General features: G+C 58.2%; 28 protein-coding genes. 12 read left to right on the top strand and 16 right to left on the bottom strand.

The annotated features are described in order from the left end of the window. Positions 1-164: 164 nt before the first annotated feature. Complete coding sequence (locus J2X43_RS29170) at positions 165-905, bottom strand: SDR family oxidoreductase (protein ID WP_112444924.1); 741 nt, start codon at positions 903-905, stop codon at positions 165-167. A gap of 270 nt (positions 906-1,175) precedes the next feature. Between J2X43_RS29170 and J2X43_RS29165 the strand changes: the two genes are divergently transcribed. After that, a complete protein-coding gene (locus tag J2X43_RS29165; protein WP_310300911.1) occupies positions 1,176-2,132 on the top strand; it encodes a zinc-binding alcohol dehydrogenase family protein in 957 nt (318 codons plus the stop codon). A 22-nt stretch (positions 2,133-2,154) separates the two neighbouring features. Continuing rightward, positions 2,155-3,075: an alpha/beta hydrolase gene (locus J2X43_RS29160; RefSeq protein ID WP_310300909.1), complete on the top strand. Its 921-nt coding sequence runs from the start codon at positions 2,155-2,157 to the stop codon at positions 3,073-3,075. A 14-nt stretch (positions 3,076-3,089) separates the two neighbouring features. Here the strand turns inward: J2X43_RS29160 and J2X43_RS29155 are convergent, their stop codons facing one another. Then, complete coding sequence (locus J2X43_RS29155) at positions 3,090-3,965, bottom strand: LysR family transcriptional regulator (protein WP_310300906.1); 876 nt, start codon at positions 3,963-3,965, stop codon at positions 3,090-3,092. A 137-nt stretch (positions 3,966-4,102) separates the two neighbouring features. Here J2X43_RS29155 and J2X43_RS29150 point away from each other — a divergent pair, with 137 nt between their 5' ends. From J2X43_RS29150 to J2X43_RS29140, 3 genes are all read left to right on the top strand, one after another. Then, complete coding sequence (locus J2X43_RS29150; protein WP_310300903.1) at positions 4,103-4,762, top strand: hydrolase; 660 nt, start codon at positions 4,103-4,105, stop codon at positions 4,760-4,762. 89 nt (positions 4,763-4,851) lie between these two features. Next, positions 4,852-5,787, top strand: a complete 936-nt coding sequence (locus J2X43_RS29145; RefSeq protein ID WP_310300900.1) for a pirin family protein — start codon at positions 4,852-4,854, stop codon at positions 5,785-5,787. A gap of 75 nt (positions 5,788-5,862) precedes the next feature. Then, a complete protein-coding gene (locus J2X43_RS29140) occupies positions 5,863-6,426 on the top strand; it encodes a hypothetical protein (protein ID WP_310300897.1) in 564 nt (187 codons plus the stop codon). 331 nt (positions 6,427-6,757) lie between these two features. Here J2X43_RS29140 and J2X43_RS29135 read toward each other — a convergent pair whose 3' ends face one another. The 4 genes from J2X43_RS29135 to J2X43_RS29120 form a co-directional block, all read right to left on the bottom strand. Next, positions 6,758-7,123, bottom strand: a complete 366-nt coding sequence (locus J2X43_RS29135; protein WP_310300894.1) for a hypothetical protein — start codon at positions 7,121-7,123, stop codon at positions 6,758-6,760. A 10-nt stretch (positions 7,124-7,133) separates the two neighbouring features. Then, a complete protein-coding gene (locus J2X43_RS29130) occupies positions 7,134-7,715 on the bottom strand; it encodes a DNA-3-methyladenine glycosylase I (protein ID WP_310300891.1) in 582 nt (193 codons plus the stop codon). 131 nt (positions 7,716-7,846) lie between these two features. Then, positions 7,847-8,635, bottom strand: a complete 789-nt coding sequence (locus J2X43_RS29125; protein ID WP_310300888.1) for an SDR family oxidoreductase — start codon at positions 8,633-8,635, stop codon at positions 7,847-7,849. Further along, positions 8,632-8,961: a nuclear transport factor 2 family protein gene (locus J2X43_RS29120; RefSeq protein ID WP_112444910.1), complete on the bottom strand. Its 330-nt coding sequence runs from the start codon at positions 8,959-8,961 to the stop codon at positions 8,632-8,634. Before J2X43_RS29120 ends, J2X43_RS29125 begins: the two co-directional genes overlap by 4 nt. A gap of 96 nt (positions 8,962-9,057) precedes the next feature. Here J2X43_RS29120 and J2X43_RS29115 point away from each other — a divergent pair, with 96 nt between their 5' ends. After that, positions 9,058-9,969, top strand: a complete 912-nt coding sequence (locus tag J2X43_RS29115) for a LysR family transcriptional regulator (protein WP_112539133.1) — start codon at positions 9,058-9,060, stop codon at positions 9,967-9,969. A gap of 135 nt (positions 9,970-10,104) precedes the next feature. Here the strand turns inward: J2X43_RS29115 and J2X43_RS29110 are convergent, their stop codons facing one another. Together J2X43_RS29110 and J2X43_RS29105 are read right to left on the bottom strand one after the other, a co-directional pair. Further along, on the bottom strand, positions 10,105-10,245 hold the full coding sequence (locus tag J2X43_RS29110) for a hypothetical protein (protein WP_310300883.1): 141 nt from the start codon (positions 10,243-10,245) through the stop codon (positions 10,105-10,107). A 242-nt stretch (positions 10,246-10,487) separates the two neighbouring features. Next, positions 10,488-10,955 (bottom strand): MarR family transcriptional regulator, encoded by a 468-nt coding sequence (locus J2X43_RS29105; protein WP_310300881.1) that lies wholly within the window; start codon positions 10,953-10,955, stop codon positions 10,488-10,490. A gap of 142 nt (positions 10,956-11,097) precedes the next feature. Between J2X43_RS29105 and J2X43_RS29100 the strand changes: the two genes are divergently transcribed. After that, positions 11,098-11,889 carry an alpha/beta fold hydrolase gene (locus J2X43_RS29100; RefSeq protein ID WP_112444902.1) on the top strand — a complete coding sequence of 264 codons (792 nt, stop codon included), beginning with the start codon at positions 11,098-11,100 and terminating at the stop codon, positions 11,887-11,889. Between the two features lie 57 nt (positions 11,890-11,946). On the opposite strand, the gene J2X43_RS29095 is transcribed toward J2X43_RS29100, so the two are convergent. The 6 genes from J2X43_RS29095 to J2X43_RS29070 form a co-directional block, all read right to left on the bottom strand. Beyond that, positions 11,947-13,128 carry a helix-turn-helix domain-containing protein gene (locus J2X43_RS29095; protein WP_310300874.1) on the bottom strand — a complete coding sequence of 394 codons (1,182 nt, stop codon included), beginning with the start codon at positions 13,126-13,128 and terminating at the stop codon, positions 11,947-11,949. Continuing rightward, a complete protein-coding gene (locus tag J2X43_RS29090; RefSeq protein WP_310300872.1) occupies positions 13,091-13,558 on the bottom strand; it encodes an FAD-dependent monooxygenase in 468 nt (155 codons plus the stop codon). The genes J2X43_RS29095 and J2X43_RS29090 overlap by 38 nt, the downstream gene beginning before the upstream one ends. Positions 13,559-14,011: 453 nt before the next feature. After that, on the bottom strand, positions 14,012-14,197 hold the full coding sequence (locus J2X43_RS29085) for an NAD(P)-binding protein (RefSeq protein ID WP_310300869.1): 186 nt from the start codon (positions 14,195-14,197) through the stop codon (positions 14,012-14,014). Positions 14,198-14,297: 100 nt separating this feature from the next. Continuing rightward, positions 14,298-15,497 (bottom strand): cytochrome P450, encoded by a 1,200-nt coding sequence (locus tag J2X43_RS29080; protein ID WP_310300866.1) that lies wholly within the window; start codon positions 15,495-15,497, stop codon positions 14,298-14,300. Between the two features lie 225 nt (positions 15,498-15,722). Beyond that, positions 15,723-17,360, bottom strand: a complete 1,638-nt coding sequence (locus J2X43_RS29075) for a GMC family oxidoreductase (RefSeq protein WP_310300863.1) — start codon at positions 17,358-17,360, stop codon at positions 15,723-15,725. Between the two features lie 686 nt (positions 17,361-18,046). Further along, entirely contained in the window at positions 18,047-18,370 is a 324-nt protein-coding gene (locus J2X43_RS29070) for a helix-turn-helix domain-containing protein (RefSeq protein ID WP_310300860.1), read from the bottom strand. A 142-nt stretch (positions 18,371-18,512) separates the two neighbouring features. On the opposite strand from J2X43_RS29070, the gene gstA reads away from it, so the two are divergent. After that, entirely contained in the window at positions 18,513-19,148 is a 636-nt protein-coding gene (gstA, locus tag J2X43_RS29065; RefSeq protein WP_310300857.1) for a glutathione transferase GstA, read from the top strand. Positions 19,149-19,413: 265 nt separating this feature from the next. On the opposite strand, the gene J2X43_RS29060 is transcribed toward gstA, so the two are convergent. Further along, on the bottom strand, positions 19,414-20,016 hold the full coding sequence (locus tag J2X43_RS29060) for a TetR/AcrR family transcriptional regulator (protein WP_310301191.1): 603 nt from the start codon (positions 20,014-20,016) through the stop codon (positions 19,414-19,416). A 208-nt stretch (positions 20,017-20,224) separates the two neighbouring features. Here J2X43_RS29060 and J2X43_RS29055 point away from each other — a divergent pair, with 208 nt between their 5' ends. Continuing rightward, a complete protein-coding gene (locus tag J2X43_RS29055; protein WP_310300854.1) occupies positions 20,225-20,632 on the top strand; it encodes a nuclear transport factor 2 family protein in 408 nt (135 codons plus the stop codon). A 244-nt stretch (positions 20,633-20,876) separates the two neighbouring features. Further along, positions 20,877-21,614 (top strand): SDR family oxidoreductase, encoded by a 738-nt coding sequence (locus J2X43_RS29050; protein WP_310300851.1) that lies wholly within the window; start codon positions 20,877-20,879, stop codon positions 21,612-21,614. A 95-nt stretch (positions 21,615-21,709) separates the two neighbouring features. Here the strand turns inward: J2X43_RS29050 and J2X43_RS29045 are convergent, their stop codons facing one another. Next, the gene (locus J2X43_RS29045) at positions 21,710-22,315 is read right to left on the bottom strand and encodes a TetR/AcrR family transcriptional regulator (protein WP_310300848.1); all 606 of its coding nucleotides are present in this window, start codon (positions 22,313-22,315) and stop codon (positions 21,710-21,712) included. A 152-nt stretch (positions 22,316-22,467) separates the two neighbouring features. Between J2X43_RS29045 and J2X43_RS29040 the strand changes: the two genes are divergently transcribed. Continuing rightward, complete coding sequence (locus tag J2X43_RS29040; protein WP_310300845.1) at positions 22,468-23,682, top strand: MFS transporter; 1,215 nt, start codon at positions 22,468-22,470, stop codon at positions 23,680-23,682. 165 nt (positions 23,683-23,847) lie between these two features. Beyond that, positions 23,848-25,347 carry an MFS transporter gene (locus J2X43_RS29035; protein ID WP_310300842.1) on the top strand — a complete coding sequence of 500 codons (1,500 nt, stop codon included), beginning with the start codon at positions 23,848-23,850 and terminating at the stop codon, positions 25,345-25,347. The last annotated feature ends 393 nt before the right edge of the window (positions 25,348-25,740 follow it).

Raw genomic sequence — 25,740 nt, 5'->3', positions numbered from 1 at the left:
TCAGGGTCAGCAGTAAACAGTGATATGCTTGCTCGGTCGCTTGATGCGGCATGAACGCCCCATGGCGCGTCTGCAACCTCCAGGTCGGACGCGCTCCCTAGGTCCTCCCGAGCACAGCGAAGGGGGACGGCCCGTCCGTCAGGCCGTCCGTTGATTAAGATGGCTCAGGCGATCGCGCCGCCATCCGCGGTGACAGTCGCGCCCGTAATGACGCTCGCGGCGGAGCTTGCCAGGAATACAACGGCGTTTGCGATCTCCTTCGGCTCGCCGTAGCGCCCCAACGACGTCAGGCTTCGCTGGAAGTCTGCTGCCGTGCCGTCGGCCGGATTGGCATCCGTATCCGTCGCCCCAGGCTGCACCAGGTTCACAGTGATGCCGGACGGCCCAAGCTCACGCGAAAGGCCGCGCGTGAAGGACGTGAGCGCCGCCTTCGACATGGCGTAAGGCGTTATACCAGGGAAGGGCACCCGCTCGCCGAGCGCCGAGCCGATCGTGATGATGCGGCCGCCGTTTCCCAAATGCGGGATGACCGCCTTTGCAAACAGCACCGGCGCCCGAACGTTGACGTCCATGAGGGTTTGATATTCATCCAGGTTCAGATCAGCGATGTTTCCCGAATGCCCGATCGCTGCGCTGTTCACGAGGATGTCCAGCCCGCCGAGGGCGGCCACGGCGTCTTCGACAGCCCGCGCGATCGCCTGCGGATCGGCGCTGTCGGCCTGGATGGCGACGGCGCGGCGGCCGCGGCTTTCAACGGAGCGGGCAACCGCCGAAGCCTTCTCGCTCGAACTTTGATAGGTGAACGCCACATCCGCACCGTTCTCCGCAAGCGCTTCAACGATGGCCGCGCCGATGCCGCGCGAGCCGCCCGTGACCAAAGCGCGCTTTCCACTCAAATCGATCATTTGCCTCGATTCCTTTCTTCATTGTCAGTCGGGAAGTCGGGAGAACCGCAGCTATGCGGATGCGCCCGACAGGGTATGCCTCCTATTTTGTGGCCGTGGGGCAGCGCTTGAAGTGACGATGATTGCGACAGCTTGTTGCACGGTGGGGAACGGCGACCGCGTCCGATCCCGCTCGTTGCAGCTCGCGCAACACGACGTTCCCGATGGCGAACCCTTTCTCGGGAGCACAGACAACCTAAATGTCTCTACAAGTTGAAGAATGGAGTGATGATGAAGGCCGCCGTCTACGACAATCCGGGACCTCCGTCTGTGCTTAAATACGTCGACGTGCCTGATCCCGTCTGCGGGGCGGACGAAGTCCTCATAAGGGTGGAAGCGATCTCCATCGAAGGCGGAGATCTGATCAATCGCAGATCGACGTCACAGGTACCATTGTGGGTGGTCGGATATGCAGCGGCCGGCACGGTCGTGAGCGTGGGCGAGGACGTGACCACCCGTGCCGCTGGCGACAAGGTCGCTGCCTTCAGCATGCAGGGATCGCATGCTGAACTCTGGGCTGTCGCTGCTTCGCGAACGTGGCCGGTTCCCGCGGGACTGGACATGGCAAGGGCCGCCGCGCTGCCCATCTCCTTCGGCTCCGCCTATCACAGCGTGGTCACCCGAGGCGCTGTCGGGATAGGCGAAACGATCCTAATTCACGCTGCGGCCGGTGGCGTAGGGCTCGCGGCGGTACAGCTTGCCAAGCGGGCAGGGGCGACCGTGATTGCCGTCGCAAGCGGGAGCGAAAGGCAGGCCCGTCTAATCGAACTCGGCGCCACCTTCGTCATCGACCGACTCCAGCACGACGTCGTGGAAGAAGCGCGCCGACTGACCAATGGGAAGGGCGTCGACCTGGTGATCGACCCCGTCGGCTCCACATTGCAAGCTTCGCTCTCCGCACTCGCACAGGAAGGGCGTCTCGTCTTCCTTGGCAATGCCGGCGGCGGAAAGCTCGATGTCGATCTATGGCAGCCGATGCAGAACAATCAGACGCTCCACGGGGTATTCATGGGATCCATCTTCGAACGGCCTTCGGTGCACGGCACCGTCGACGATCTCCTTGCCACCGCCGCAGCCGGAAAGATCGACGTCGTGATCGACCGATCTTTCGCGCTTGAAGACGCTGCGCACGCGCACGACTATGCCGAGGCCGCAAAGCCTCTCGGGCGGATCGTGATGACCCCATGAACGATGGAAAGAGGACCACCTTATGATCAAGCGGGTTTCGTTCAGTAACAGAGGGATCGAAGTCGTCGGCAATATCCACTTGCCGACGGACTGCGACGAGGGTGGCGCATATCCCGCGGTTGTCCTTGCGACGCCGGGCAGCAGCGTGAAGGAACAGATCGGCGCGATCTACGCCGAGCGACTCTCCGCAAAGGGCTTCATAGCGCTTACGTTCGACCCGTCATATCAGGGCGAGAGCGGCGGCGAACCGCGTGATCTCGAAGATCCAGTCGTTCGTGTCGAAGACATTCATTGCGCTGTCGATCATCTGGCGACGCTATCCTATGTCAACGATGCGCGGATCGGACTCCTTGGGATCTGCGCAGGTGGCGGCTACGCGATCAAGGCAGCACTGACCGAACGGCGCTTCAAGGCGGTGGGCACGGTCGTCGCCAATGACATCGGCGAAGCGATGCGCCGCCTGCTTCCCGACGCCCGGCAGACGCTCCTGGATGTTGCGGCGGAGCGCACTGCGCAAGCGCGCGGTGCCGCGGCACGGAGAGATCCATGGATTCCTGATAGCCTCGTGGAAGCCGAGGCTGCAGGCATCACTGATCCCGAGCTGCTGGAGGCGGTCACGTTTTATCGAGAGTCGGAGTATCGGCATCCGAATTCGACGAACCGCCTGCTGTTCGTCAGCTATGGCGCCCTGCTGGGTTTCGACGCGTTCAGCCTCGTGCCCGAGCTACTGACCCAGCCGCTGCAGGTGATCGTCGGCGGGCGCCGGGGTCCGACCGGACAATACGAGGCGGGGAGGCGTCTGTTCGACCTTTCTCCGTCGAGGGCGAAGCACTTCTTGGAAGTCGAAGGCGCGGGACACTACGACATGTACTACAAGCCGGAATATGTCGGCCCGGCGACCGCACGGCTGGCCGAGTTCTTTTCAGAACATCTTGCGCCGTAGGATTCGGCGGGCTGCTAGGACGAGCCGGAGTCGTAGCACTCGATCAGCATCTCTGTCAGCACACGCACCTTCTTGGCAGGATGCTGTCCAGGAGGCCTGACCACGAAAATGCCGGCGGTGGGAGGCGGATACTTCGGCATCACTTCGACGAGGGCACCGGAGGCGATGTGTTGGTCCGTAAGACCGTTCGGAAGTCTGGCGATGCCTAGCCCTTCCAGCGCGGCGGCGAGCAATGCTACTCCGTTGTCGGCCTTGAACCGTCCTTGCGGCCGGGTGTTGAGTACCTGGTCGCCATCTGTGACTTGCCAACTCTCAGTTCCCTGCATGAGCGCCTCATGCTTGAGAAGTTCGTCCGGCGTCTCGGGCGAGCCATTCCGGGTGATGTAGTCGGGGCTAGCAACGAATTTCGCGTAGAGTGGTCCAACGCGCCTGGCAACGAGATTGGAATCCGGCAGATATCCGATCCGAATCGCACAGTCGAAACCTTCCGTAATGAGATCGACGAAGCGGTCGGTGTAGCACGAGGTGACCTGAAGATGCGGGTGTCGGCGCGCCATCTGAGACAGGACGGGAGCGAGGTGGGTCGGGCCGAAGGACAGAGGGGCGGCGACCCTGATGCGCCCGCGAAGCTCGCCCGCCGGCAATATCGTCTCGCGGGCCGCATCGATCTCCGTCGAAACCCTCGCCGCATAATCTCGGAACGTTGCGCCTTCCTCAGTCAGAGCGATGCCGCGGGTCGTTCGCGCGACGAGCTGAACGCCCAACTCCGCCTCAAGACGAGCGATACGCCGGCTGACCATCGACTTGGAGACGCCAAGTCGCTGAGCGGCGGGTGTCACCCCTCCTGCGTCGGCGACTTCCACAAAGGTCCTGAGATCGTCGATTTCCATCTTGCGTTCCCCTTTCTGCAACACAGCTCGCGTTTTCGAGGCCTACCGCATCAGGGCTGGCACTGACAAGGTTTTCGTGGATCGACGTCCAACGGGCGCGTTCGCATCTTCGACGAACCAACAAACAAGGATGTTTCATGACCTTTCGTAACGGCCTCGCCTCGCTTCTCCGCCCTGAAGATTCGGTTCTCGTCCTCATCGACCATCAGCCGTATCAGCTCGCGAACGTGAACAGCCACGAACCGACGATGGTGGTCAACAACACGGTAGGCCTTGCAAAGGCGGCCAAGGCCTTCGACGTTCCGACCATCCTCACAACGGTAATCGCGGAGCGCGGCGGCAAACTCTTCCCACAGATCGCCGACGTCTTCCCGGGCCAGGAAATCATCGACCGGACGCTTATCAACACTTGGCAGGATGCGAAGGTTGTCGACGTGGTGAAGGCGACCGGTCGCAAGCAACTGGTAATTGCGGGTCTGTGGACAGAGGTGTGCGTTGCTATGCCGGCTATTCAGGCCGCGGGCGAGGGCTGGGATGTCACGGTCATCACGGACGCCTCTGGCGCAGTCTCGCCCGAGGCGCATCAGGTCGCAATCCAGCGTATGATCGCAGCCGGCGTCAACATGATGACCTGGCTCGCGCTCGCAGCCGAATGGCAGCGCGACTGGGCCCGTGCCGAACAGGCTGCAAAGATCACCGACGTCATCGTCCAGCATTCTGGCGGGAGCGGAATCGCATATCTGTGGGAGCAGCAGTTGCTCAACACTGCCGCGCCCAACGCTGGTGCTGGAGGGTAAGTACGCTTAAAAAGAGGAGCGGGTGCGTCACGCGTCACCGCCTCTCGCTATGAATGGATGATCATCGGCCGAAGAAGAGGACGAAACACATGAGCTGGAACCCTGCGATCGAACCAGGATGCCCCGATGAGACAGGCGTGGAGGCGATCGAGACCTTAATCGTTCCTCGCACTCGCGATCTTGGCGGTTTCGAAGTCCGACGCGCGCTGCCCGCACCGAACCGACAGATGGTCGGCCCGTTCATATTCTTCGACCAGGCTGGTCCCGCCGAACTCCTGACGGGGCAGGGCGTCGACGTCCGGCCACATCCGCATATCGGTCTCGGCACCGTCACCTATCTGTACCAAGGAGACTTTCATCACCGGGACAGCACCGGTGCCGACCAGATCATCAGGCCGGGCGAGTTGAACTGGATGGTCGCGGGCAAAGGCGTATCGCACTCGGAGCGCACGAGCGCGGCGGCAAGGAGCGGACCGAACAGCCTGTTCGGAATACAGACGTGGCTCGCCCTGCCTGACGGCCAGGAGGACGTGGCGCCGTCCTTCGAGCACCACGGCCGGAGTGCGCTTCCGATGATCGAAGACAAAGGCGTCTCGGCGCGGCTGATCCTCGGAAACGCCTATGGCGAGCGCGCTCCCGCTAAGATGTTTTCAGAGACCTTCTACGCCGACGTCAAGCTGGATCCGCTCGCCCGACTTCCAATGCCAGATGAACACGAAGACCGCGCCATCTACGTCGTTGAAGGTTCGATCTCGCTCGCTGGACAGGCATTCGGCACAATGCAGATGATGGTGTTCCGTCCCGGAGACAGGATAACCGTCGCGGCCGGCGAACGCGGCGCCCGGATTATGATACTCGGTGGCGCAACGTTCTCCGGGCCAAGATACATCTGGTGGAACTTCGTCGCCTCGTCGATGGAACGTATCGAGGAAGCCAAGGCCGAATGGCGAGCCGGAAAGTGGGGCGAGGGTCGTTTCGACCTTCCTGCTGACGACCGGGGTGAGTTCATACCCTTGCCCGATTGATGCTTCATGTAAGCCTGGACGCGAGGGCTGACCCGATGTCATTCAACGAAGAGAGCTAATTCGTGGGAGAGGCTCATGTCGATGACAATAGACGAGGTGCATCAGGCAGACGAGAGTTTGTTCCGAGCGGTTGATGAAGCGATCGATCAAGCCGTTCGAGCCGTCGGCGCCGCGCTCCAGTCCCTCGGCGTTTCCGCTGCGCCACACGACTACTTCAGCGATGGAGCGCTTCGCGACCTCTTCATGCGCCTTTGCGGCGCCGATGCCCAAACATTCGAGAATGGCGATCCCGACGTCGCCTGGAAGATTCTCTATGCCGGGCGCAACGTCGCTCGGAGGTGGGAAAGGCAGCAAGGCAGGCCAGTGTCGATGCGACAGAAGAATAAACGCGCAGACGATATCGCGAAGAATCAAAGCGAACGTCAACAGTTGGTTAGATCGGCGGAATGCTTTGCCTTGAGAACCGTCCTTCGTACCTTGATGGAGAAAGCGCGTGCCACCGATCCGCAGATCGACGCTCGGCTACAAGCGACGGTGGATGCCCGTGCGGCCGAACTCGCCGACGGCTCCGAAGCAGAGCGAGCTTTCATCGAAACCGCGCGAAACTACCTAGCGCTCTTCACCAAATCAACCGGCTGACGACCGTCCTTATCGCCGAAGGAAAGAGGCATGACGAGAGACAATCCTGCTGGCAGTTCCGCCGATAGGGAAATCGCCGACGTCATTGAGCGTGCCGACAAATGGTTGGCCACAGCGATCTTCGCCGCTCTGCAGGATGCGAGAAATCAGGCCGCAGAAGACATGGCGGCTATCGGACAAGAGGACGCGACGCCGGCCCCTGAATACTTCGCTGCGCTCGTCCATCAGCGCATGTATTGCGTTGTGTGCGGCGCTGATCCCGCACGTTGGCCGGAGGGGATCCTGAAATGGCTTACCACGTCATTCGCAACAGTCAGAACATTGCCAAACACTATTGGTCGGCGGAGATCGACGTTGATCCTCCGGAATTATAGGTCACGTAGTGACGGGTGAAAACGTCGTGCCGGTTCAGGCTGGCGTGGGTTACCTTCACGCGCACCCATCCCTCTTTCACGAGAGGCTGCGGACATTCTCCGACAACCACTGAGGCGAGTGGGTCGTTGAAATTGGCGTCTTTTCCATAGACGGCAAACATCGTTCTTCCCTTCAGCAAGAATTGAAAAGCACGGCGCAGCGCTGGCACGCCAAGCGCCATCGCCCACATGCGCGCAGGAGAAGGGCAGCTCGAGCGCTTTTTGGCGCGAGGTTGTTGTCCCCCTCCGATGGAGATTGCCTCGCACGATGGCGGTTGATGCATGACGATCGTCCTAGCGCCTACATTCAGGCTCTAAGTGACGTCGAAAGCAGCTAATAGAATGATCGTTGACGATGCCGACCGCCTGCATCCATGCGTAGGTGATCGTCGGGCCGACAAACTTGAAACCGCGCCGCTTCAATTCCTTAGAGATCGTCTCGGAGAGGGGCGTGGTCGCGACCCAGCTTTTCCCGTCACCAAGAACAGGAATGCCTTTGGTGAAAGACCAGCAGAATTCCGAGAAGTCCTCGCCGCGATCCTGCATCTCGCAGTAGATCTGTGCGCCCTTGATTGTGGCTTCGATTTTGGCCCGTGCGCGTACGATGCCAGGGTCCGCCATCAAGCGCTGAATATCTCGTTCGTCAAAAGCAGAGACCTTGGCTGGATCAAAATCTGCGAAGGCGGCCCGAAAAGCATCTCGCTTACGAAGGATGATGATCCAGGCAAGTCCGGCCTGGAACCCCTCTAGCATGAGCATTTCCCACAACATCCGCGGATCTCGCTGTGGTACGCCCCATTCGGCATCATGATATCCCCGCATCATCGGGTCATCTTGAGCCCAGCTGCAGCGCTCGCAGGATGAAGTGTCAAGCATTGTTAAAGCTTCCTATTGATCGCCGCCGATCGTTGCCAACTGCTCCAAGCAGCAATCCGTGACGGCTTTCCCATGCTCGAGGAACAGCGAGTTCCCGGCATCCGCTCTTGCGCGAATGCCGGGTCTCACCCTTAGACAGTTCGGATAGTCCCGCCATCGATAACAAACTCGGCGCCGTGGATCGCAGCAGCCCGGTCGGACGCGAGGTAGGCGATAAGGTCGGCCACCTCTTCTGGCTCAGCTCCGCGCCCGATCGAAATCCCGCCCAAGACATCGAGCACGGACTGCCGCGCGTCCTCTATCGTGCCGCCATTGGCCTTCCGCAGCATTTCGAGAAAGTCTCCCGTGGCATCAGTCATGATCCAGCCTGGAGATACGGAGTTGACCCGCACACCCTTGGGACCGAGTTCTTTCGAAATCGACTTGCTGTAGGTCCGCAATGCGGCCTTCGCAGATGCATAGCCGGTCGTGGACTCGGGCAGCGGTAGAACGGACTGAATTGAGGTGACATGGATCACGATACCTTTGCCCCGCTCCAGCATCTGCGGGATCATCAGGCGATCGAGACGGACAGTCGCCAGCAGGTTCAGGTTCAGCTCGGCGAGCCAGTGGTCGTCTGTCAGCGCGGCGAAGCCACCCGCCGGCGAAGCCGAGCCGCCAATCACATGGGCAAGGATGTCGATGCCGCCCAGCCGCTCAAGTGCTACCTTTGCTAGCGCTTCGCTTCCCTCCGCAGAGGTCAGGTCCGCCTGGACATATTCAACGCCCTCGATAGGATCCTTGATCGTGCGGGCAGCCGTGACGACACGAGCTCCGCCGGCGAGGAACCGCTGAACCGTTGCGCGCCCCAGACCTTTGGTGCCGCCGCTGATGAGTACGCGCTTGCCGGCGAACTCGTTGGGATCTGCCTGAATGCTCATACGGTGGTCTCCAGAACTTTGATGGCGTCATTTGCCAGCGTGAAACGATAGGTGAAGCGCAGAGGGCTGCCGGGGAACTCACCATGAGCGGGGCCTTCAAGCACCACCATGCCGTCTTCTTCCCGAGACGTATCGGGCTCGAAGATCGCCTTTACCGCGATCGCTTCGTCCCTGAGTAGCTTGCGGATTTCAGCTGGCCCCTCGTACCGCTTGCCGTTGTCGATAAAGACGGCATCATTCGTGAAGTGCCTCATCATGCCCTCAAGATCGAGGTGGGCATTCGCCTCGATATAGGCGGCGATCGGCTTGGGTAGGTTCAGTGACATGTTCATCTCCTGAGTGGTGATGACGCCAATTTAGCGTTGGACTTTTCGCCTGATAAGCAAGATAAATCGCCATGGGGCATCACGAAAAGCGGGACAATGACGCGCCACTCATTGATCGAACTTGAGGCAGTTCTCGCTATCGTCCGATGCGGCTCTTTTCGCGCGGCGGCAACCGATCTTGGCATGTCGACCACGGCCATCAGCAATGCGGTGGGCAAGCTAGAGCGTCAGCTTGACGTGCGATTATTCAATCGTACGACGCGGAGCGTCTCACTCACCTATGCAGGGCGGATATTCGTTGCACAGGTTAAACCATCGCTTGAGGGTATCCAGAAAGCCATGAATACGGCGCGCTCCCAGCAGGAGACGCCTTCTGGCGTACTGCGGATCAATGCATTCGCCACGGCGGCGCGTGAAATTATGGCGCCGCTGGTTTTGAGCTATTTGCAGCGCTATCCGCAGGTTCATATCGATATCGTCACGGAAGGGCGACTTGTCGACGTCGTGGCGGCGGGCTTTGATCTGGGAGTGCGCAGCGCGGATTTTGTGCCAAGCGACGCGATCGCCATTCCGCTTGGCAAGATGAGGCGCATGGCGATTGCCGCATCGCCCGCCTTTTTCGAAGACAGGGCTGTCCCGCGAGTGCCGCAGGAACTGCTCTCCTATCCTTGCGTTCGCGGACGGCTTCCAGACGGCACATTGCTCCGGTGGCGGTTCGAGAAGGACGGCGAAGAACTGCAGCTCGACGTCGAGGGGCCAATCACTCTTGACGAAGCATCCCTGGCGCGGATCGCGGTGACGAACGGCGTGGGGATCGGCTATTTCATGGAAGCCGATGTGCGCGATGACTTCGCTGCAGGACGGCTTGTGCGCATTCTCGACGACTGGACTCCACCGCTTGCGCCGTTGTGCCTCTATTACTACAATCGGCGCAATTCCTCAGCGGCCTTCCAGGCCTTTATCGCGGTTGCGCGCGACTTCGCAGCCGGACGGCTTTCACCACCCTAAGGGGCTGCTTGGCGTCAGCGACGCCGCGCTTACGGCGTGTTGAACAGTGCCGATCAGATCGTGAAAGCGGACCCCGACCAGTCGGGGCGAGGCTGATTAGTTAGCAGTACATTGGGCTCAAAAACACGGCCTACGTCAGTCGTTCAGTTCCGTTTTAGAGATCTCAACTGCGAGGGGGTCATTGTTCGGATCGCCACTCCAGATATAGTCAGCACCTTTGGCGCGACGCTCGGCGGCCTCACGCCCGTAGACCTTCTCGACGACCGCGAGAGACATATCGGTGCCTGCGGATACGCCCGATGATGTGAAGTACTTCCGTTTTCGACCCGTCGTGCGTGGCCCACCCATTCTACTTTGCCACTTTGACTTGTGGCCCATGGGAAAAGCCGCCGACTTGATCACCTTGGGCCGGGCGACGTCGATTACAGGAACCGCGCATGGATGACGGCGGTGCTGTCTCACAACGTAGGCGGATGAAGGTTTCTGGACGGCAGTCTTGCTAAAGTAGACCGCTGGCGTCAGGCGGGCGCATCCCATCCGCCAATTTGCAGATAAATAGCGTCGCGCAGATGTCGCACGTCGCGGTTCAGAGCGGCGAGTTGGGCGGGTGTTTGGGTCGAGGCTGCAAGCAAAGCGTCGCTCAGGCAGCCTGCCTTGTGTTGCAAGGCGTGACCCTGATCGGTCAGATTAATCAGGACCTGCCTTTCGTTGCTGAGATTGCGTGTCCGTCGCACCAGTCCGGCGATCTCGAGACGCTTCAAAAGTGGCGTCAAGGTACTGGAATCCAAAGCAAGCTGATCAGCGATCGACACGACCGTCTGCTCGTCTTGGGCCCACAGGACGTTCAGAACGAGATATTGGGGGTATGTCAACCCAAGCTCGTCGAGGAGCGGTTTGTAGGCGCGCTGGATCGCGATACCCGCTGTGTAAATCGCATAGCACAGCTGGTCGCGCAGGGGCGGGGGATCATTGTGGCGTTGAGACATTTCGAACTCCTATGACACCCTTATAACCTAACTTATCGCAAAAACCAATATCGCGATAAGAAAGATGTTGACGGGCATCATCAGATATGAAAGCTTATAGTTATCGCGATAATGGTTATCGCTACAAGATAAGGAGAAAGCCATGAAAAGCAAGACAATCACCACCGTTGCCGCAATCGCAGCTGCAGCCTCCATTTCGGCCTCGTTGCCGGCAGCCGCTGATACATTACCGCAAGACCAGAAGGTCAAGAACGTCGTCCTGGTCCACGGCGCATTTGCCGATGGTTCAGGCTGGAAGGGTGTTTACGACAACCTTACAAAGCGCGGATATCGCGTCACGATCGTGCAGAACCCTCTGACATCACTGGCAGACGATGTTGCCGCTACCAAGCGTGCGCTCGAGCGCCAGAATGGTCCGGTTATTCTCGTCGGTCATTCCTGGGGTGGCACGGTCATCACGGAAGCCGGGAGCGATGAGAAGGTTTCCGGCCTTGTTTATGTTTCCGCCCTCTCACCCGACGCCGGGGAGACGACGGCGCAGCAGTATGAAGGGTTTGCACCCGCATCTGAATTTGTTCTTGAGACCACCAAGGACGGTTTCGGCTATGTCAGTCCGGCAAAGTTCAAGGCCGGTTTCGCGCATGACGTCAGCGATGACGAGGCGGCGTTCATGAGCGCTTCGCAGGTGCCGATCAACATGTCGGCGTTCGCCACGAAGCTCGAACATGCGGCCTGGCGCACAAAGCCCAGCTGGGCTGTTATCGCAACCGAAGACAAGGCCTTCGATCAGGCCATGCTGATCCATATGGCTGAGCGCATCAACGCTAAGATCACCAAGGTTTCGGCAAGCCATGCGCTGTTCATGACTCAGCCGGTCGTCATCGCAGATACCATCGATCAGGCCGCGAAGGCTGTCTCTGCCAAAACGAAGTGACCAGACAAAGCCTCGGCAGGAAACAACCAGTCCTGCCGAGGTCTTTTATCTTGTCAATCAAGTTTGGTGTCGTTCCAAGCTTCTGATGCGGACCAGATTTGATGTGGCGTCGGCGATGGTCATCATCGCCTCGCGCTCTGCATCGTTCAATCGTCGCGGCTTCACGTCTATGACACAGATAGAGCCGAGCATGAAACCGTGCGGATCGCGAACCGGAGCGCCGGCATAGAAACGAAAGCCGAACGGTTCTGACAGCGTTGGGTTCTCTGCAAGACCTTCACGCTTCGAAAGGTCCTCAAGCACCGTGAACTCATTGGCTATCAATGTTTCATTGCAAAACGCCCAATCCCGCGGTGTCGAGATGCCCTCAAATCCGACGCGCGACTTGAACCATTGCTCACCCTCGGTGATCAACGTGAACATGGCGATGGGAGCATTGGTTGCGTGCGCAGCCAAGCGAACCAGACGATCAAAGGCAAGTTCCGGTTCTGTACCGACGAGGCCGGATTGGCGTACCGCCGTCAGTCGCGCCTCTTCACTCCAGGGTATGCGAAAGGCGGGTGGCTGAGGAGGTTTATGTCCCATCGCACGTAACAATTCGACGAGCGATGCTGCCTCTGACTGCACACTATCAGTCATTTTCATCCGGACACGATTGCCGCCCGATAAAATCGGTTGAGCCGCATAGCGTTCGGCCGCCTTGACGATGGTCGTATTGGCAAATCGGGGATCTTTTTCAATCGTCGACAACACCGCGCCGCGCTCGGCGTGATCGGCGTTCTCTATGACGATGAGCATGGGCGGGATGGTTGCAAGCCAGCTTTTGATGGTTTCCAGGTCTTCGGCCACATCAACAAGCAAGCCCAGTGCAGGTAAACCACACTCCCGCCATCGTTCTGCTCGCCCCTCACCGGCGAAAACAATCGCATGTGCCCGTACAACCGGTTGGCTTTGAACGGGGTTTTCGATGAGATCCAGGACCGCCTCGCGCGGAATCCGCCGATGTCCGCCAGGCGTCTTCCACGACGGCAGCTGCCCACTTTCAACCCATATCTGCGCGGTCCTGGTTGATACTCCGAGCAGCTGCGCGGCCTTCGCTGTGGTCAAAACATCTTTCACATCACGGTCCACTTCTGAACACGGTGATATAGTAAAAAATGCTAGATTTGCAACAAACCTCACCGATTGAGCTTCCCGCAACTTAGATAGGTGCCTTGAGCGGACGATATGCTTTTTCATAAAGTCTCTGTCCGGCGAACCGAAGCAAGGCGCTTCTAACCGGACCGGGCAGCCTGCGCATCTTGTCGCGTGCAGAACCTTGGCGATGAACCCACTCTACCGGAGTTTCCGCCTCTTTTCGAAAGCGTGCGAGTGCCTTGGGAATGTCACCATCGACCGTCATTTCTTGCGCAAGGACGATGGCGTCCTCGAGTGCCATTGCCGCACCTTGTGCCATGGTTGGCGGTGAAGCATGGGCAGCATCTCCGATCAGAACGATACGATTTCGGTAGGACGTGGTCATCTGCATTCGGACCACCTCGCTGTAATGGACATTGGCGTCAGCGGACAACGTCAGCGCAGGCAGCAGGGGACCACCAACCTTCTTAAACAATGCCTCTAAAGAGGTTGCCGTCGAATAGTGTTCGATATTGGCCCGATCAACCGTCAAGTCCGCGTAAACGTATAGCTCGGAGTTCGAGACTGGATGCCGAGAAGGCTTCTATTCACCGCCAGCATGACCGTCCAATCCTTAAGCCCACAGCTGTTGGGCACGAGATAGCGCCAACAAACGTTTCCAACGTAAGCCGGAGGCGGGACTTCAGGGAATGCGATGTCACGCACTGTCGAGCTTACACCGTCCGCGCCGACTACCAGATCATAGCTGCCGAATTCACCGTCGGCGTAGCTTACTCTGCAACCCTCGGGGTTCGAGCTTACGTCCACGACTTGCCGATATTGGATGTCCTCCTGGGGTACGGAAGTCCTCAGTAGATCCCAGAGCATCGACCGCTTGATCGATCTGCACGGACCCACCTCACGCCAGAAATCCTCTGTGTCGACCACATTATATGGCGCCCGCGCTGATCACAGAACCGCTGATGAAGGATGGGGTGTGACCGATCTAGTACGGGTTGAGCCAACCCCAGTTCTCTGACGCCCGCATGGCGTTGCCTGGCAGAAACAAAGCAGCGCCGGCCACACGGGCAAAATTACTCCGCTCTACGATCGTCGCCTTTACGCCACGCAGGGAGAGCGCGCGGTGCATGGCCAGTCCGGCGATGCCCGCACCCACTTTCAGGATTTGCATTACAGTCATCCTTTGAGGATTGGTAAGTCAGATGGAATCGCCCCGCGAGGGCATTCAGCAATTGCGCAGCAGTCGATTTTCTCGACCGTCAGCATCCTGATCACCAGGTCAGCCGGCATTCCGTTGTCCGGCGGACAAATACGTGGCCGATGAAGGTCGGACGCGTCTTGAGCATCATGTCGGGTAGTCGCTCGGCAAGTACATTCAGGCCTTCCTCGAGTTCTGCTCGTCCCAGCGCTTCAGCAACACATTTGTGCGCCCCGCCCCCGAATGCGAGGTGCGAAGGCACGAGATCCGACCGAAAAATATTGAAGCAATCCGGTTGTTCGAACATGCGCTCATCACGCAAGGCAGACATCGATGAGAGGATCACCAACTGTCCGGCCGGGATGATCCAGCCATCGATGTCGATATCGTCGGTCGAGAGTCTTACCACGCCTGCGATGCCTGGCTCAAAGCGAAGCGATTCGGAAACGGCGGAGGACGCGAGGGCCGGGTTTTCACAAACCGCCTGCCACTGCGCTCTGCTGGAAAGAAGATTGGCGGTCTGGGCCACCATTGCGGCTCGCACAGATTCCGTTCCGCCGATGATGAGCTGTACGAGTTGGATGATTACTTCCGTGTCCGACACGTCTTGATCGGCATCCACCATCGCAAGATATCGTGAGAGAAAGTCGCCCGATTGGCCTTTCCGTTTGCTGGCCAACAAGGCCTTAAGAAATCCCTGAACTCGTTTGGCCGCCAATTCGGCTTCTGCGATCGCTGCGGGCGAAGCGTCTGGCCTGAAAAACTCGTTCATCTGATCAATGTCCCGCATAAAGGCCGAGACTTCGAAATCGGGGAGCCCCAGCATGCCGGCAAGTGCGAGGATCGGCAATTTGCCAGCATAGTCGCTTCCCAATTCCACTTCGCCAGCTTGATGGTAGCCATCGATCAGCTTGTTCGCTGCCTTGCGCACCGAAGTCCGAAATTCGCCGATGACCTCGCCTGCAACCGCTCTCGATATGGCGGAACGCCGACGCTGATGATCATGCCCGTTTGCTGTGAGCATCCCATGTTGGAAAATGTCGAATAGCGCTCCTTGGGTAATTCCGCCATGTGTTGGTATCGCCGTCCCGGTCGCACAGAGCCTCGGATCCTCGGATAAGCGACTGACATCGGCATGCCGCAGGACGACGTAGCCGCCTGTTTCGAGGATTGCGATCGGGTAGGAAGCGCGGTAGCGCTTAAATGCATCGTGTGCATTTTCCTCTATCTCTACCGTCGAGATCGTCGGCACAACACGGGTCAACTTTTCCACGTTGAGGTTCCTTTCTGATTGCAGGCGCCACCCGTCCATGGGAGGCTTGCTAGACTTGTTATTCAGTGGGGTTAGAGGAAACGCGGCTTGTCAAAGCAAAGCGATCCGTCAATAGCATTGCCACCGCTTGTGGCCAGGCTCGCATCCGCTGAGGTTGGAAGCCACGCATCCATGGCTCCCAAAACCCGCACGCAGATACACCCCGTCCGGCAGGGCTTATAGTCCTCAGCCCATTGCGACCTGCTGCACTTCCGTCAGCCCGTGCTGCGCGCGGATCAGGTCGGCGGCCCGCTCTCCGATGACCACGCAGGGAGCCATCGTGTTTCCGGTCGTGATACGGGGCAGGACGGACGCATCTGCGATACGGAGTCCTTCTATTCCGTATACCCGGAGCTCGTTATCGACGACCGACATGCTGTCGCGACCCATTTTAGCCGTGCAGGCCTGATGCCAGTACGTCACCGCTGACTTGCGAATGAAATCGACCATTCCGGCTCGATCTCGGGCGCCCGGTGCGGCCTCACCGGTCACAAGTTGGGTGAAAGCTGCGCTGTTACCAACGTCTCGGCATAGTTCGACCGCAGCTATGGCGGCAACCATGTCTTCTGGCTCGCTCAAGGAGTTTGGCTCGATATGGATCGGGTCGTTTGCCTGAGGACCGCATAGGCGCAGTCGTCCGCGGCTTTTGGGCTGCGCGAGACCGGCAAACATCGTCCAGCCATGCTGAGGAGTTGCAATCCCCGCCTCAGCAGGGGCGGGCACTGGAAACTCGAGCTGGCACTGCAGGATATCGGGGTGGCTGAGGCTGGCGTCGCTCTTCCAATATAGCGTGGCCTCGCATCCACTACCGCCGACACCCTGCGGCTCGCGATATGCCCAGGTGCAACCAAACGCGACGTGGTCCTGATGGTTGCGACCAACGCCTGGAAGATGCTGGACAACGGAAATACCGTGCGGCCGCAGATCGTCTTCATGACCAATGCCAGATTGCATCAAGACTTTTGGCGTATGGATTGCCCCCAGGGACAAAATCGTTTCGTGCCTGGCACGGAACTGGCGGCGCTTCCCACCGACCACAGCTTCAACGCCGACGACTTTTCGTCCTTGAAATATGAGCCGCGTCACAAGTGCATCTGTGAGAACCGTCAGGTTGGGCAGATTCATTATAGGACCAACGTACGATCTGAAGACCGATTGACGTTTACCACCCTTGATCCGCAATTCTGCAATGGAGGCACCGCCCGCGCTCTCCATCATTTCACCGTTGGGGCTATCGAAGACCGGAATACCCACTGTGCCGGCCGCCTCCATCAGCGCTTGAGCGATCGGCTGGGGGGCGTCCGGCTGTGCCACGTGGACTGGGCCCCCTTTGCCCCGGCGGAGCGGGTCGGCTGCACCTGTCCAGTCTTCGATCCGACGATAGTAGTTGAGCACCGATTGGTACCCCCAACGCTCGTCGCCTGCTTCAGATGCGAAGTGGTCCCAGTCCTCTTTGTGCCCTCGTGCCCAAACCATCACATTGATGCTCGACCCGCCACCAAGTCCCTTGCCCATACTGAGCGGCAGGCGTCGGCCACCAAGTCCGGGTGTCGGTTCGCCCACGAAGCCCCAATCCCGTTCAGTGCCAAGGTTGAGTGGCCAATGCGCCGGGTTCGAGACGCTTTCGGCTTCGTCGTTACCTCCCGCTTCGATCAGCAGGACACGCGCTTGTCCATCTTCCGCCAAACGAGCAGCGACCACCGAGCCGCTGGTGCCGGCGCCGCAAACGATAAAATCGAAATAACTCTGGTCGGCTGGCGACAGTTCGTTGCGGCTTCCATGTGGAATAGCGCCATCTCGATCGGAGGATTTAATCTGGTCCATCACTGGATACTCCCGTTGTTGACAAACAGGCCAATACCCATGATTAGTTTCAATTACAACAAAAATATCAAATCTATCATATTTTAGCGCGGCAACGGCCTTTTGTTCGGAGCCGAGGCCATGGCGCAGCCATCGCGCCGTCTCGTGTTGGCTGGAACGATCCCGAGGCCACCCGCAACGCAGCAGCACATATTGCCGGAATAGGCCTCAAGCGGATTGCCGCCTGCATTATCGAAACTGAATGATGTGGTTTTAGGTCAGAAGTCTCGTCTTGCTGAAGCGGACCGGTGCGGACCGCTTGTCGCCGAAATGTAGATTTGGCTCAGTCATAGACGGCTCTGCGCCTCAGCAGGACCTCCACTCGGCAAGCCTCCGCCTCCATCGGTATATGCTATTGTCGAACAAGCGCATCGCCATCCGCCAACATACCGTTGCGCGGACTGTCCGATGGATTAACCGAACCCGGAAGACTAACCCTCGTCAAGCCACAGGGCTGGATAGGGCGATGGTCGCTTTGCCGTCGGAACCTGCGCACTGAATGCTGTTAATCTGCGGGCCTGTTAACGCATATACTCACTGCCATCGGACGGATCCACGTCGGGCCAAATCGACGAGCTACGAAATTACCTTATTCGATGGTCGTTATAAGCAAAACGCCCGTCACGGCCCGACGCAGTCATAACAATTCAGGCGGCATCCCGAGCTTTCAACCACAAACCAAATTCCTGGACAACGGACACCACTTTGTTAAGGCGCTTTCCATCGTCTGTGAGAGCATACTCCACCTTCACAGGTACTGTTGGATAGACAGTTCGTTGAACAAGGCTTGCTTCTTCCAGTGCTCGGAGATCGAGTGTGAGCATCCGCTGCGAGATGCCCGGCATTAGACGTCGAAGTTCGTTGAAACGCCGCGGTCCGTCTACGAGAAAGTAGACGATAAGCAGACGCCAGCGTCCACCAAGCAATTGCATGGCTTCCTCAACCGAGCAGCCCGAGACCGTATTTTTCATCAGGAATCCTCTCGCCACACTCGGTATAAAATATGCACCTAGATGACAAATTTTTGCGTTCTTACGCTTTTATCCCGCCCCGATTATATGCGTGTCACGCCTCTTAAGCGAACAGACACCAAAATCGACGGAGATGTGGATAATGAAGCTCTATTACATGCCTGCTGCGTGCTCACTCGCCCCTCATATCGTTGCAAACGAACTCGGTCTCGATGTCGAGTTCATTAGCGTCAATAACAAGGATCACACGACCGAACAGGGGCAGAATTTCTACAAGGTGAACCCCCACGGCTACATTCCCGCACTCGAACTGGACGATGGAAATGTCCTTTGCGAAGGTCCTGCTATCGTTCAGTATCTCGCGGATTTAAAGCCCGAGGTGGGTTTAGCTCCGGCAAATGGAACGTTTAAGCGCTATCAGCTTCAAGATATGCTCAGCTTCTTGTCGACGGAAATCCACAAAGGCTTCATTCCGCTTATCTATGCTCATCTGGCAGGTGATTATGTCGAGACCGCAAGGCCGAAACTGGAGAAACGATATGCGTGGATCAACGAGCATCTAGCCGACAAGCTTTTCCTTATGGGGGATCACTTCACGGTTGCCGACGCTTACCTGTTCGCCTTGACAGGGTGGGGGCAGGCACAGTGGCTAAAGTCTTACTACAACACCCCCATTCACTTTGACGATCTTGAAAACCTGCAAGGTTGGTACAAGCGTGTCAAAAGTCGCGATGCGGTGCAGAAGTCAGTCCTTCAAGAAGGTCTAGATTTGCATTGAAGGCGGTGTTTGACGCCTCGCTGCCAATCCAACGAGGCGTCAATTCTCGGATCATCGCAAAGTTATCCAGCTGAGCATACCTTTGACTAGGGATCAGGCGATCGTGGAAGATTTGGAGATGTTTGTTGCGGACCAACGGCCCAGCGCGCACCGCACATGTGTACCGAGCCAACTTGCCTCGGGCATCTCGCGAGGTCGCACTGTCGTTGCTGGTCCCAAGGAGTAGCTCATTGCATCAACCGTTAAGAAGGCGGCGGGGTATCTGTCATTGTTTGGAGAGCCCAAGTGTACGCCGGGTAGTCCGCATGGCCTGCTCGAAGGGTTCACCCGTGCGGACGATCCGCGCCATCACGCTGGCGCCAATCCAGAGGCTGTAGAGTGAGGCAGCAACATGTTGTGGGCTATCATCAATGGTGAGTGAGCCTTCCTTCTCGCCGGACACGATCGCGTCCGCTAACCGTGCGATGACACGCTCGGTGCCAGCTTTGAGGGCTAGGCGCATTGCTTCTGAAAGGTCTGCGACCTCAGCGCCGAGCTTCACTGCCAATGCGCGCTCTTGAAAGTCATCTTCGCCATTGTAGGGGCTCCAATTCCGCCACCAATGGGTCAAGCGCTCAGCCATGTTTCGATCTGGCATAGAGCATGCAGCATCCATCTCTATATGATAGCGGTCGAAGTAAGAGCTCAGGACTGCCTCACCAAACGCATCCTTGGACGCGAAATAATAATAAAATGAACCCTTAGGAACTCCGGCGTCGGTGAGGATCTCATTCAGACCGACGGCCGAAAAGCCTTTTTGGGCCATGATTTTGCGTCCCGCTTTCAGGATTGTCGCGCGCGTATCTGTTTCTGGAGTTCTTGGTTGCATCATATTTAGATAGCGTCCGGCTCTCTCGGCGTCCACAATCCTTAAGCCACACCGCATAAAATCTTTGCGCAAATAAAATACGCGCGACGACTAGACGACCGGTCTAATAGTTGCTATTTGATTTTCCCAGCCGCCGGGCCTTATGACTGCGCGCCGGTGTTTTCCCGCCACTTATCCCGCAGCTATCGAACACTAGGTGGAGAACTAAATGTCAGATGGAACTGATTTTGCAGTTGTTAAAGAATTTTATGACAGTTTCGTGCGTGGCGATATTGATGCCGTCATAGCGACCTTAAGCGAAGATCTTGATTGGCGAGAATCAGAAAATTTCTTGTTGGGCGATCGCAATCCTTACCTGTCTCCCGCCGCTGTCGTAGAAGGTGTTTTCGGCCGGATCGCCAAGGAGTTTCAGGATTATCAAGCTGGGCCTACCGAGTTAATCGACGGTGGCAATGTTGTTGTGGCCGTGGGCCGATCGAAAGGCATCATGGCATCGACCGGAAAGCCGTTTGATGCGCAGTATATGCATGTCGTGCGCGTTGCGAATGGCAAGATCGTAAGCTTTCACCAGCTGATCGACACGCTTGAAATTTGGCGTTCGCAGCAGATCGACTGAATACAAGTCATGGACGGTGAGGGCAGGTTTGTGATGATCACCCGTTTCTTCACCGTACTTCTCTTGCCATCACTATCGGATGCCGTAGCGAATGCGGAGCCTTTGTCGTCCCTTCTCAACGCGGCGCCCGAATGCACTAGCGTCTTATCGGACGGGTGATACCGGCGAGGCGGTGAGAGCCAAGCCAGATATAACAAGGTAAGCCGCGAGACGCTCGACCTTATGTTAAACGAAGGAAGTTTCGATGACCCTTGCAGGGAAGAAGGCGCTCGTAACCGGCGGCAGCCGTGGCATCGGCGCGGCGATCGCAAAGACGCTTGCAGCTGAAGGCGCTGATGTCGCGATCACGTACGAAAAGTCAAAGGATCAAGCCGATGCGGTTGTGGCCGATATCAAGCTGCTCGGCCGCTTCGCCGTCGCGATCCAGGCTGACAGCGCGGACGTCGGGGCGATCCAGGCCTCGGTCTACAGGGCGGCCGCAGAACTCGGTGGTCTCAACATCCTCGTCAACAACGCAGGGATCATTCGGATGAACGATCTCGCAGATATTGCAATCGAGGACGTTCAGGCTCTGCTGGATGTCAACGTGCGCGGACCGATCATCACAAGCAAGTTTGCGTTGGCCCACCTGAAGGAGGGCGGAAGCATTATTACAATCGGCAGCTTCTTCGCGGATCGTGTACCGTATGGCGGCCTCGGCGTCTACGCCGCTACGAAGTCGGCTCTTACCGCCTTCAATCAGGGACTTGCACGCGAACTTGGGTCTAAAGGCATCACTGCAAACATCGTCCAACCTGGCTCGATCGACACGGATATGAATCCAGTCCATGGACCCTTTAGCGATCCGATGCGCCAGCTGACCGCTTCGGGCCGCTTTGGTGAAGGTGTTGAGATCGGGCACGCTGTCGCCTATCTGGCCAGCGAAAAGGCTCGATACGTCACCGGCACAACGCTGACGGTGGATGGAGGCGCCAACGCCTGAGCGGAATGAGTACGCCAGGCGGGTTTCCCGCTGGGTTGCCAGAATGGATTGATGAAACTGTGATTTGGTCCTTAAGCCGAGTTCCGGATCGTAGCTTATTCCTCGACGGGTTTAGATCTCTCCGCGATGACTCTAACTGTGAGAGCCGCACTCTTCGCGACCGCGACAAGACGCTCTGTCGCCCAGCCCTGTCGAGCGTAGGCGGACAATCCATGCATGACGGACGCGACCAAGTCGCTGACTGGCTCCGCCATATCCGGTCGCCAGATGGCAACGAGTTCTTGCACACGAACGCGGCCACCCTCGGCGAGCTTTCTGGCCGTGTTCGCTGCGTCGGCATCACTGCAGTTCCGCGTTGCGTCCAGTACAAGACAACCCTTTGCCGCGTCATCGACGCTGTACGACACGGCGCGTGCTATGAGGAACTTCTCAATTGCCGCGATGGGGTCTTGCTCGACAATTAACTCGTCGATCGAAAGAGCAGAGGCGTTGTAACGGTACAGAATCTGTTGGAAGAAGTCTGCTTTGCTGCCAAATGCGGCGTAGAAGCTTGGAGCAGCGATGTTGAGCGCGCAAGTGAGGTCCGACAGCGAGACGCCGTCGAAGCCGCGCTCATGGAAAAGCCTCTCCCCAACTATCAGCGCCGTTTCCACGTCGAACGATCGAGGCCTTCCGGGTCGGACAGATTCTTTATCGCGCACTAAAAAACTCCTTGCGGCTTTTCTGTTTCGTATTTATATAGTGCTCACTAAAGAAATTCGCAACGCGATTATCGGCTCGTCAATATTAGGCGAAACGCATGTAACGCCGATCTGCCCTGCCTCATCTACGGCTATTATCAAGGATACGTCTCATGAAAAGCCGGAAAATCAGTGAACTCAACTATCCACCGGAAAAGCGTGAACATGCGGCATGGGGTGCCGTCGTCTCGTTGGCCCTTGGCGTCTTTGGTCTAGTGACGGCAGAGTTTCTGCCGATCAGTCTCTTGACGCCGCTGTCGGAAGATCTGGGCATCAGCTCCGGCATTGCCGGACAATCCATTACCGTCACAGCTCTGGTAGCGGCGATCGCGGCGCCAGGCGTCGTCATCGGCACACGCAATATCAACCGGCGCTGGACGCTGTTCGCTCTGACTATCACGCTTATTATTTCCAGCATGCTGGCTGCTTTTGCCACAGGTCTGGTCACACTGTTCGCCTCACGCGTGCTTCTGGGCATTGGTCTCGGCGGCTTCTGGGCCATGGCGGGGGCGCTGGCGTTGCGTTTGGTGCCGTTGCATCTTCTGCCACGGGCCATGGCCATCATCCTTACCGGCGTTTCGCTTGCGACCGTCTGTGCCGCACCTGCCGGGGCGTGGATCGGCGCCACGCTTGGTTGGCGGGCTGCCTTCGTCATCGCTGCCATTGTTGGCGTTGTGGCGATTGTCACGCAAATGCTCACCATTCCGTCTTTGCCGCCTGCCGGTGCACCAAGTTTCGGCACAATGGTGAAGCTGCTGCAACGTCCGCGTATCCGCGTGGGCCTGCTTGCGATCGTCTTCGTCATGTCAGGCCATTTCGCAGGCTACACCTATGTGCGTCCCTTCCTGGAGGATGTGCCGCATATGGGCGTCGAAACCATCTCGCTGGTGCTGCTGGTCTATGGTGTCAGTGGGTTTTTCGGCAATCTCTTCGGTGGCTTCATGTCGGAGCGCAGCACCATTTGGTCGGTCATCATCGCAGCCATGCTGATTGCGGTGTCGGCTTCGGTCCTGGCACTGGCCGGCTCTTCACCTTTCGTCGCAGGTCCTGCCATCGCCGCCTGGGGCTTCGGCTTCGGCGCGGCGCCTGTCAGCGTTCAAAGCTTCATCACCAAATCGGCACCGGATGAGGCGGAAAGTGCTGGAGCGCTGATGCTGACCACGATCCAGATCGCTATTTCCGGCGGAGCCCTTCTCGGCGGCTTGCTGATTGATCTTCAGGGGCCGGTTATGGTGTTCGTTTTCGTTGCGGTCGCAACCCTGCTCGGCGCATCCGTCATGGCCTCGCGCAGGGGCATGTTGCTACGCACCGAACCGTCGCAGCCTTGATCGGAACGCCTAGAGCGTTCCCATTCACGCAGAAACGGTCGAAGAAATCCTACCTGATTTCGCGACGCTGTGCGTCTGGAGTCCAAGGCTGGGCTGAGGATTATTCTCAACCCCAATACATCGAGCCGAAGGATATGTTTCTTCGCAACAATTCAGGAAACCAAAATGGCAGATGAACTCCCATCACGGCATCCCGTGGCCGTTCTCATAGCTGTGTGCTTAGCCTCCGCGTCAATGCCGCTCGCATTTACGGGACCAACCATAGCCTTGCCGAGTATTGGCATGGCGCTCGGCGGATCTCCAGTCTCTGTCAATTGGGCAACAAACGCCTATCTCCTGACCTTCGGAAGTATGCTTCTCGCGGCCGGAGCACTGGCAGACCGATATGGTCGGAAGCGTGTCTTTGCTATCGCAACGGCCGGGTTCGCCATTCTTTCGGCGATGCTCGCCTTTGTGCCTGACATGACGAGCTTTAATCTAATCCGAGCGGCTGAAGGCGTCATGGCAGCTGCCGCGATGTCGGCTGGGATGGCTGCTTTGGCGCAGGAGTTCGAAGGTTCTGGACGGTTGCGGGCGTTCAGTTTCGTCGGTGTGAGCTTCGGGGTCGGCCTCTCGCTCGCGCCGATAGCATCAGCTTATCTGTACGAGATGTTCGGCTGGCGAAGCATCTTCGGCCTGGTCGTTGCGTTCGATGTAGCCGCTTTCGTCCTCGGCACTTTCTATATGGTAGAGACGCGTGATCCAGCCGCCACCACGGTCGACTGGCCGGGGTGTGTAAGCTTCACGGTTGCACTCGCGGCCCTGACAACGGCGATACTTGAAGGCCCGGGCCGTGGTTGGTCCGACCCGATGGTCGTCGCCTTTTTTGCGGTAGCCGTAACGTTTCTAGTCGCATTTGTTTTCATCGAGCGGCGCGTTGCCCGCCCCATGTTGGATCTGGATTTGTTTCGCTACCGGCAGTTTGCAGGTGTCCAACTTCTTGCCGCCGCCCCTGCCTATGGCTTCGTCGTGCTTCTCATCCTGCTTCCTATTCGACTCGTAGGAATTGACGGTATGTCCGCTCCAGAGGTTGGCCAAACCATGTTCGCCATGTCGGCACCTTTGCTAGTATTGCCGCTGCTTGCGGGATCGCTGACCCGTTGGCTGTCACCGGCGACGCTTTGTGGCCTCGGCCTCGTCGTCACCAGCCTAGGCGTGTTCTGGCTCGGCCTCGTTCCGATCGGCGCTCGAACGGCCGACTTCGTTCCGGCTCTCCTTGTGATCGGCGTCGGCATCAGCTTTCCGTGGGGCCTGATGGATGGACTTGCGGTTAGTGTTGTGCCGAAAGAGCGAGCAGGCATGGCCGCAGGGATCTTCGGTACCGTTCGCGTCGCTGGCGAAGGCATCGCGTTGGCACTGGTCACGGCACTGCTGAGCGGCTTAGCGCAGTCCCAAGTCTCGAAAATTGTTTCGCAACCAGCGACGTCATCTCTAATTGCGGAGCGACTTGCGACGGGTAATTTTGGAGGTGCATCAGCGCTAGCTCCTGAGGTTCCGCCACCGACACTTCTCGCAAGTTACGGTGACGCGTTTGGCGCGCTTACACTATGCCTCGCCGCCGTCACACTCATCACGGCGGTGGTCGTCTTCGTCTCGTTGCGGCGACCGGCGGTCGCCCAAGGGTGAGTGCCGCAGCTGCGCGGCCTCACTGGTCACGAGATCGGTGAAAGCCGCGCTGCTACCGACGTTTCGGCATAGTCACGCATGGTGAGACGCGATCGGACAAAAATCCCTCTGTGCTTACGCCTGAGGGCGCCGAGAAGATAGTGATTGTGGCGGCCTCATACGAAGCGACGGGATGCGCGTCTTGCTCCACAATAATTCCCCTTGCAGCGGCTGACCATGTTTCGCTCACGCGTTCTGCAGCCGCGGAGTGTCAATTGTCCCAGGTTCTACATGCGGGGCGAGGCCGTGATGATGATGATCATTGTAGACATCTGGATTATGCGGTTGCCACGCGTGTGACAATTCGACCAGGCGGCCAGAATTTTCGGTAGAGAGCACTCAGCGTTCGTTCGC

The organism is Rhizobium sp. BE258 (assembly GCF_031457345.1).
GTDB lineage: Bacteria > Pseudomonadota > Alphaproteobacteria > Rhizobiales > Rhizobiaceae > Rhizobium.
Note: the sequence above shows the minus strand (reverse complement) of the source record. Positions and strands in the feature narration are given on the sequence as shown.

What these genes read in the sequence shown, in the direction of transcription:
- J2X43_RS29160 (WP_310300909.1), top strand. Translation starts at nt 2,155, where the DNA reads ATGATCAAGCGGGTTTCGTTCAGTAACAGAGGGATCGAAGTCGTCGGC.
- J2X43_RS29040 (WP_310300845.1), top strand. Translation starts at nt 22,468, where the DNA reads ATGAAAAGCCGGAAAATCAGTGAACTCAACTATCCACCGGAAAAGCGT.
- J2X43_RS29115 (WP_112539133.1), top strand. Translation starts at nt 9,058, where the DNA reads ATGACGCGCCACTCATTGATCGAACTTGAGGCAGTTCTCGCTATCGTC.
- J2X43_RS29035 (WP_310300842.1), top strand. Translation starts at nt 23,848, where the DNA reads ATGGCAGATGAACTCCCATCACGGCATCCCGTGGCCGTTCTCATAGCT.
- J2X43_RS29135 (WP_310300894.1), bottom strand. Translation starts at nt 7,123, where the DNA reads ATGCATCAACCGCCATCGTGCGAGGCAATCTCCATCGGAGGGGGACAA.
- gstA (WP_310300857.1), top strand. Translation starts at nt 18,513, where the DNA reads ATGAAGCTCTATTACATGCCTGCTGCGTGCTCACTCGCCCCTCATATC.
- J2X43_RS29055 (WP_310300854.1), top strand. Translation starts at nt 20,225, where the DNA reads ATGTCAGATGGAACTGATTTTGCAGTTGTTAAAGAATTTTATGACAGT.
- J2X43_RS29165 (WP_310300911.1), top strand. Translation starts at nt 1,176, where the DNA reads ATGAAGGCCGCCGTCTACGACAATCCGGGACCTCCGTCTGTGCTTAAA.
- J2X43_RS29075 (WP_310300863.1), bottom strand. Translation starts at nt 17,360, where the DNA reads ATGGACCAGATTAAATCCTCCGATCGAGATGGCGCTATTCCACATGGA.
- J2X43_RS29120 (WP_112444910.1), bottom strand. Translation starts at nt 8,961, where the DNA reads ATGTCACTGAACCTACCCAAGCCGATCGCCGCCTATATCGAGGCGAAT.
- J2X43_RS29150 (WP_310300903.1), top strand. Translation starts at nt 4,103, where the DNA reads ATGACCTTTCGTAACGGCCTCGCCTCGCTTCTCCGCCCTGAAGATTCG.
- J2X43_RS29085 (WP_310300869.1), bottom strand. Translation starts at nt 14,197, where the DNA reads ATGCAAATCCTGAAAGTGGGTGCGGGCATCGCCGGACTGGCCATGCAC.
- J2X43_RS29060 (WP_310301191.1), bottom strand. Translation starts at nt 20,016, where the DNA reads ATGCAACCAAGAACTCCAGAAACAGATACGCGCGCGACAATCCTGAAA.
- J2X43_RS29095 (WP_310300874.1), bottom strand. Translation starts at nt 13,128, where the DNA reads ATGAAAAAGCATATCGTCCGCTCAAGGCACCTATCTAAGTTGCGGGAA.
- J2X43_RS29050 (WP_310300851.1), top strand. Translation starts at nt 20,877, where the DNA reads ATGACCCTTGCAGGGAAGAAGGCGCTCGTAACCGGCGGCAGCCGTGGC.
- J2X43_RS29105 (WP_310300881.1), bottom strand. Translation starts at nt 10,955, where the DNA reads ATGTCTCAACGCCACAATGATCCCCCGCCCCTGCGCGACCAGCTGTGC.
- J2X43_RS29130 (WP_310300891.1), bottom strand. Translation starts at nt 7,715, where the DNA reads ATGCTTGACACTTCATCCTGCGAGCGCTGCAGCTGGGCTCAAGATGAC.
- J2X43_RS29145 (WP_310300900.1), top strand. Translation starts at nt 4,852, where the DNA reads ATGAGCTGGAACCCTGCGATCGAACCAGGATGCCCCGATGAGACAGGC.
- J2X43_RS29155 (WP_310300906.1), bottom strand. Translation starts at nt 3,965, where the DNA reads ATGGAAATCGACGATCTCAGGACCTTTGTGGAAGTCGCCGACGCAGGA.
- J2X43_RS29070 (WP_310300860.1), bottom strand. Translation starts at nt 18,370, where the DNA reads ATGAAAAATACGGTCTCGGGCTGCTCGGTTGAGGAAGCCATGCAATTG.
- J2X43_RS29100 (WP_112444902.1), top strand. Translation starts at nt 11,098, where the DNA reads ATGAAAAGCAAGACAATCACCACCGTTGCCGCAATCGCAGCTGCAGCC.
- J2X43_RS29110 (WP_310300883.1), bottom strand. Translation starts at nt 10,245, where the DNA reads ATGTCTCTCGCGGTCGTCGAGAAGGTCTACGGGCGTGAGGCCGCCGAG.
- J2X43_RS29125 (WP_310300888.1), bottom strand. Translation starts at nt 8,635, where the DNA reads ATGAGCATTCAGGCAGATCCCAACGAGTTCGCCGGCAAGCGCGTACTC.
- J2X43_RS29170 (WP_112444924.1), bottom strand. Translation starts at nt 905, where the DNA reads ATGATCGATTTGAGTGGAAAGCGCGCTTTGGTCACGGGCGGCTCGCGC.
- J2X43_RS29140 (WP_310300897.1), top strand. Translation starts at nt 5,863, where the DNA reads ATGTCGATGACAATAGACGAGGTGCATCAGGCAGACGAGAGTTTGTTC.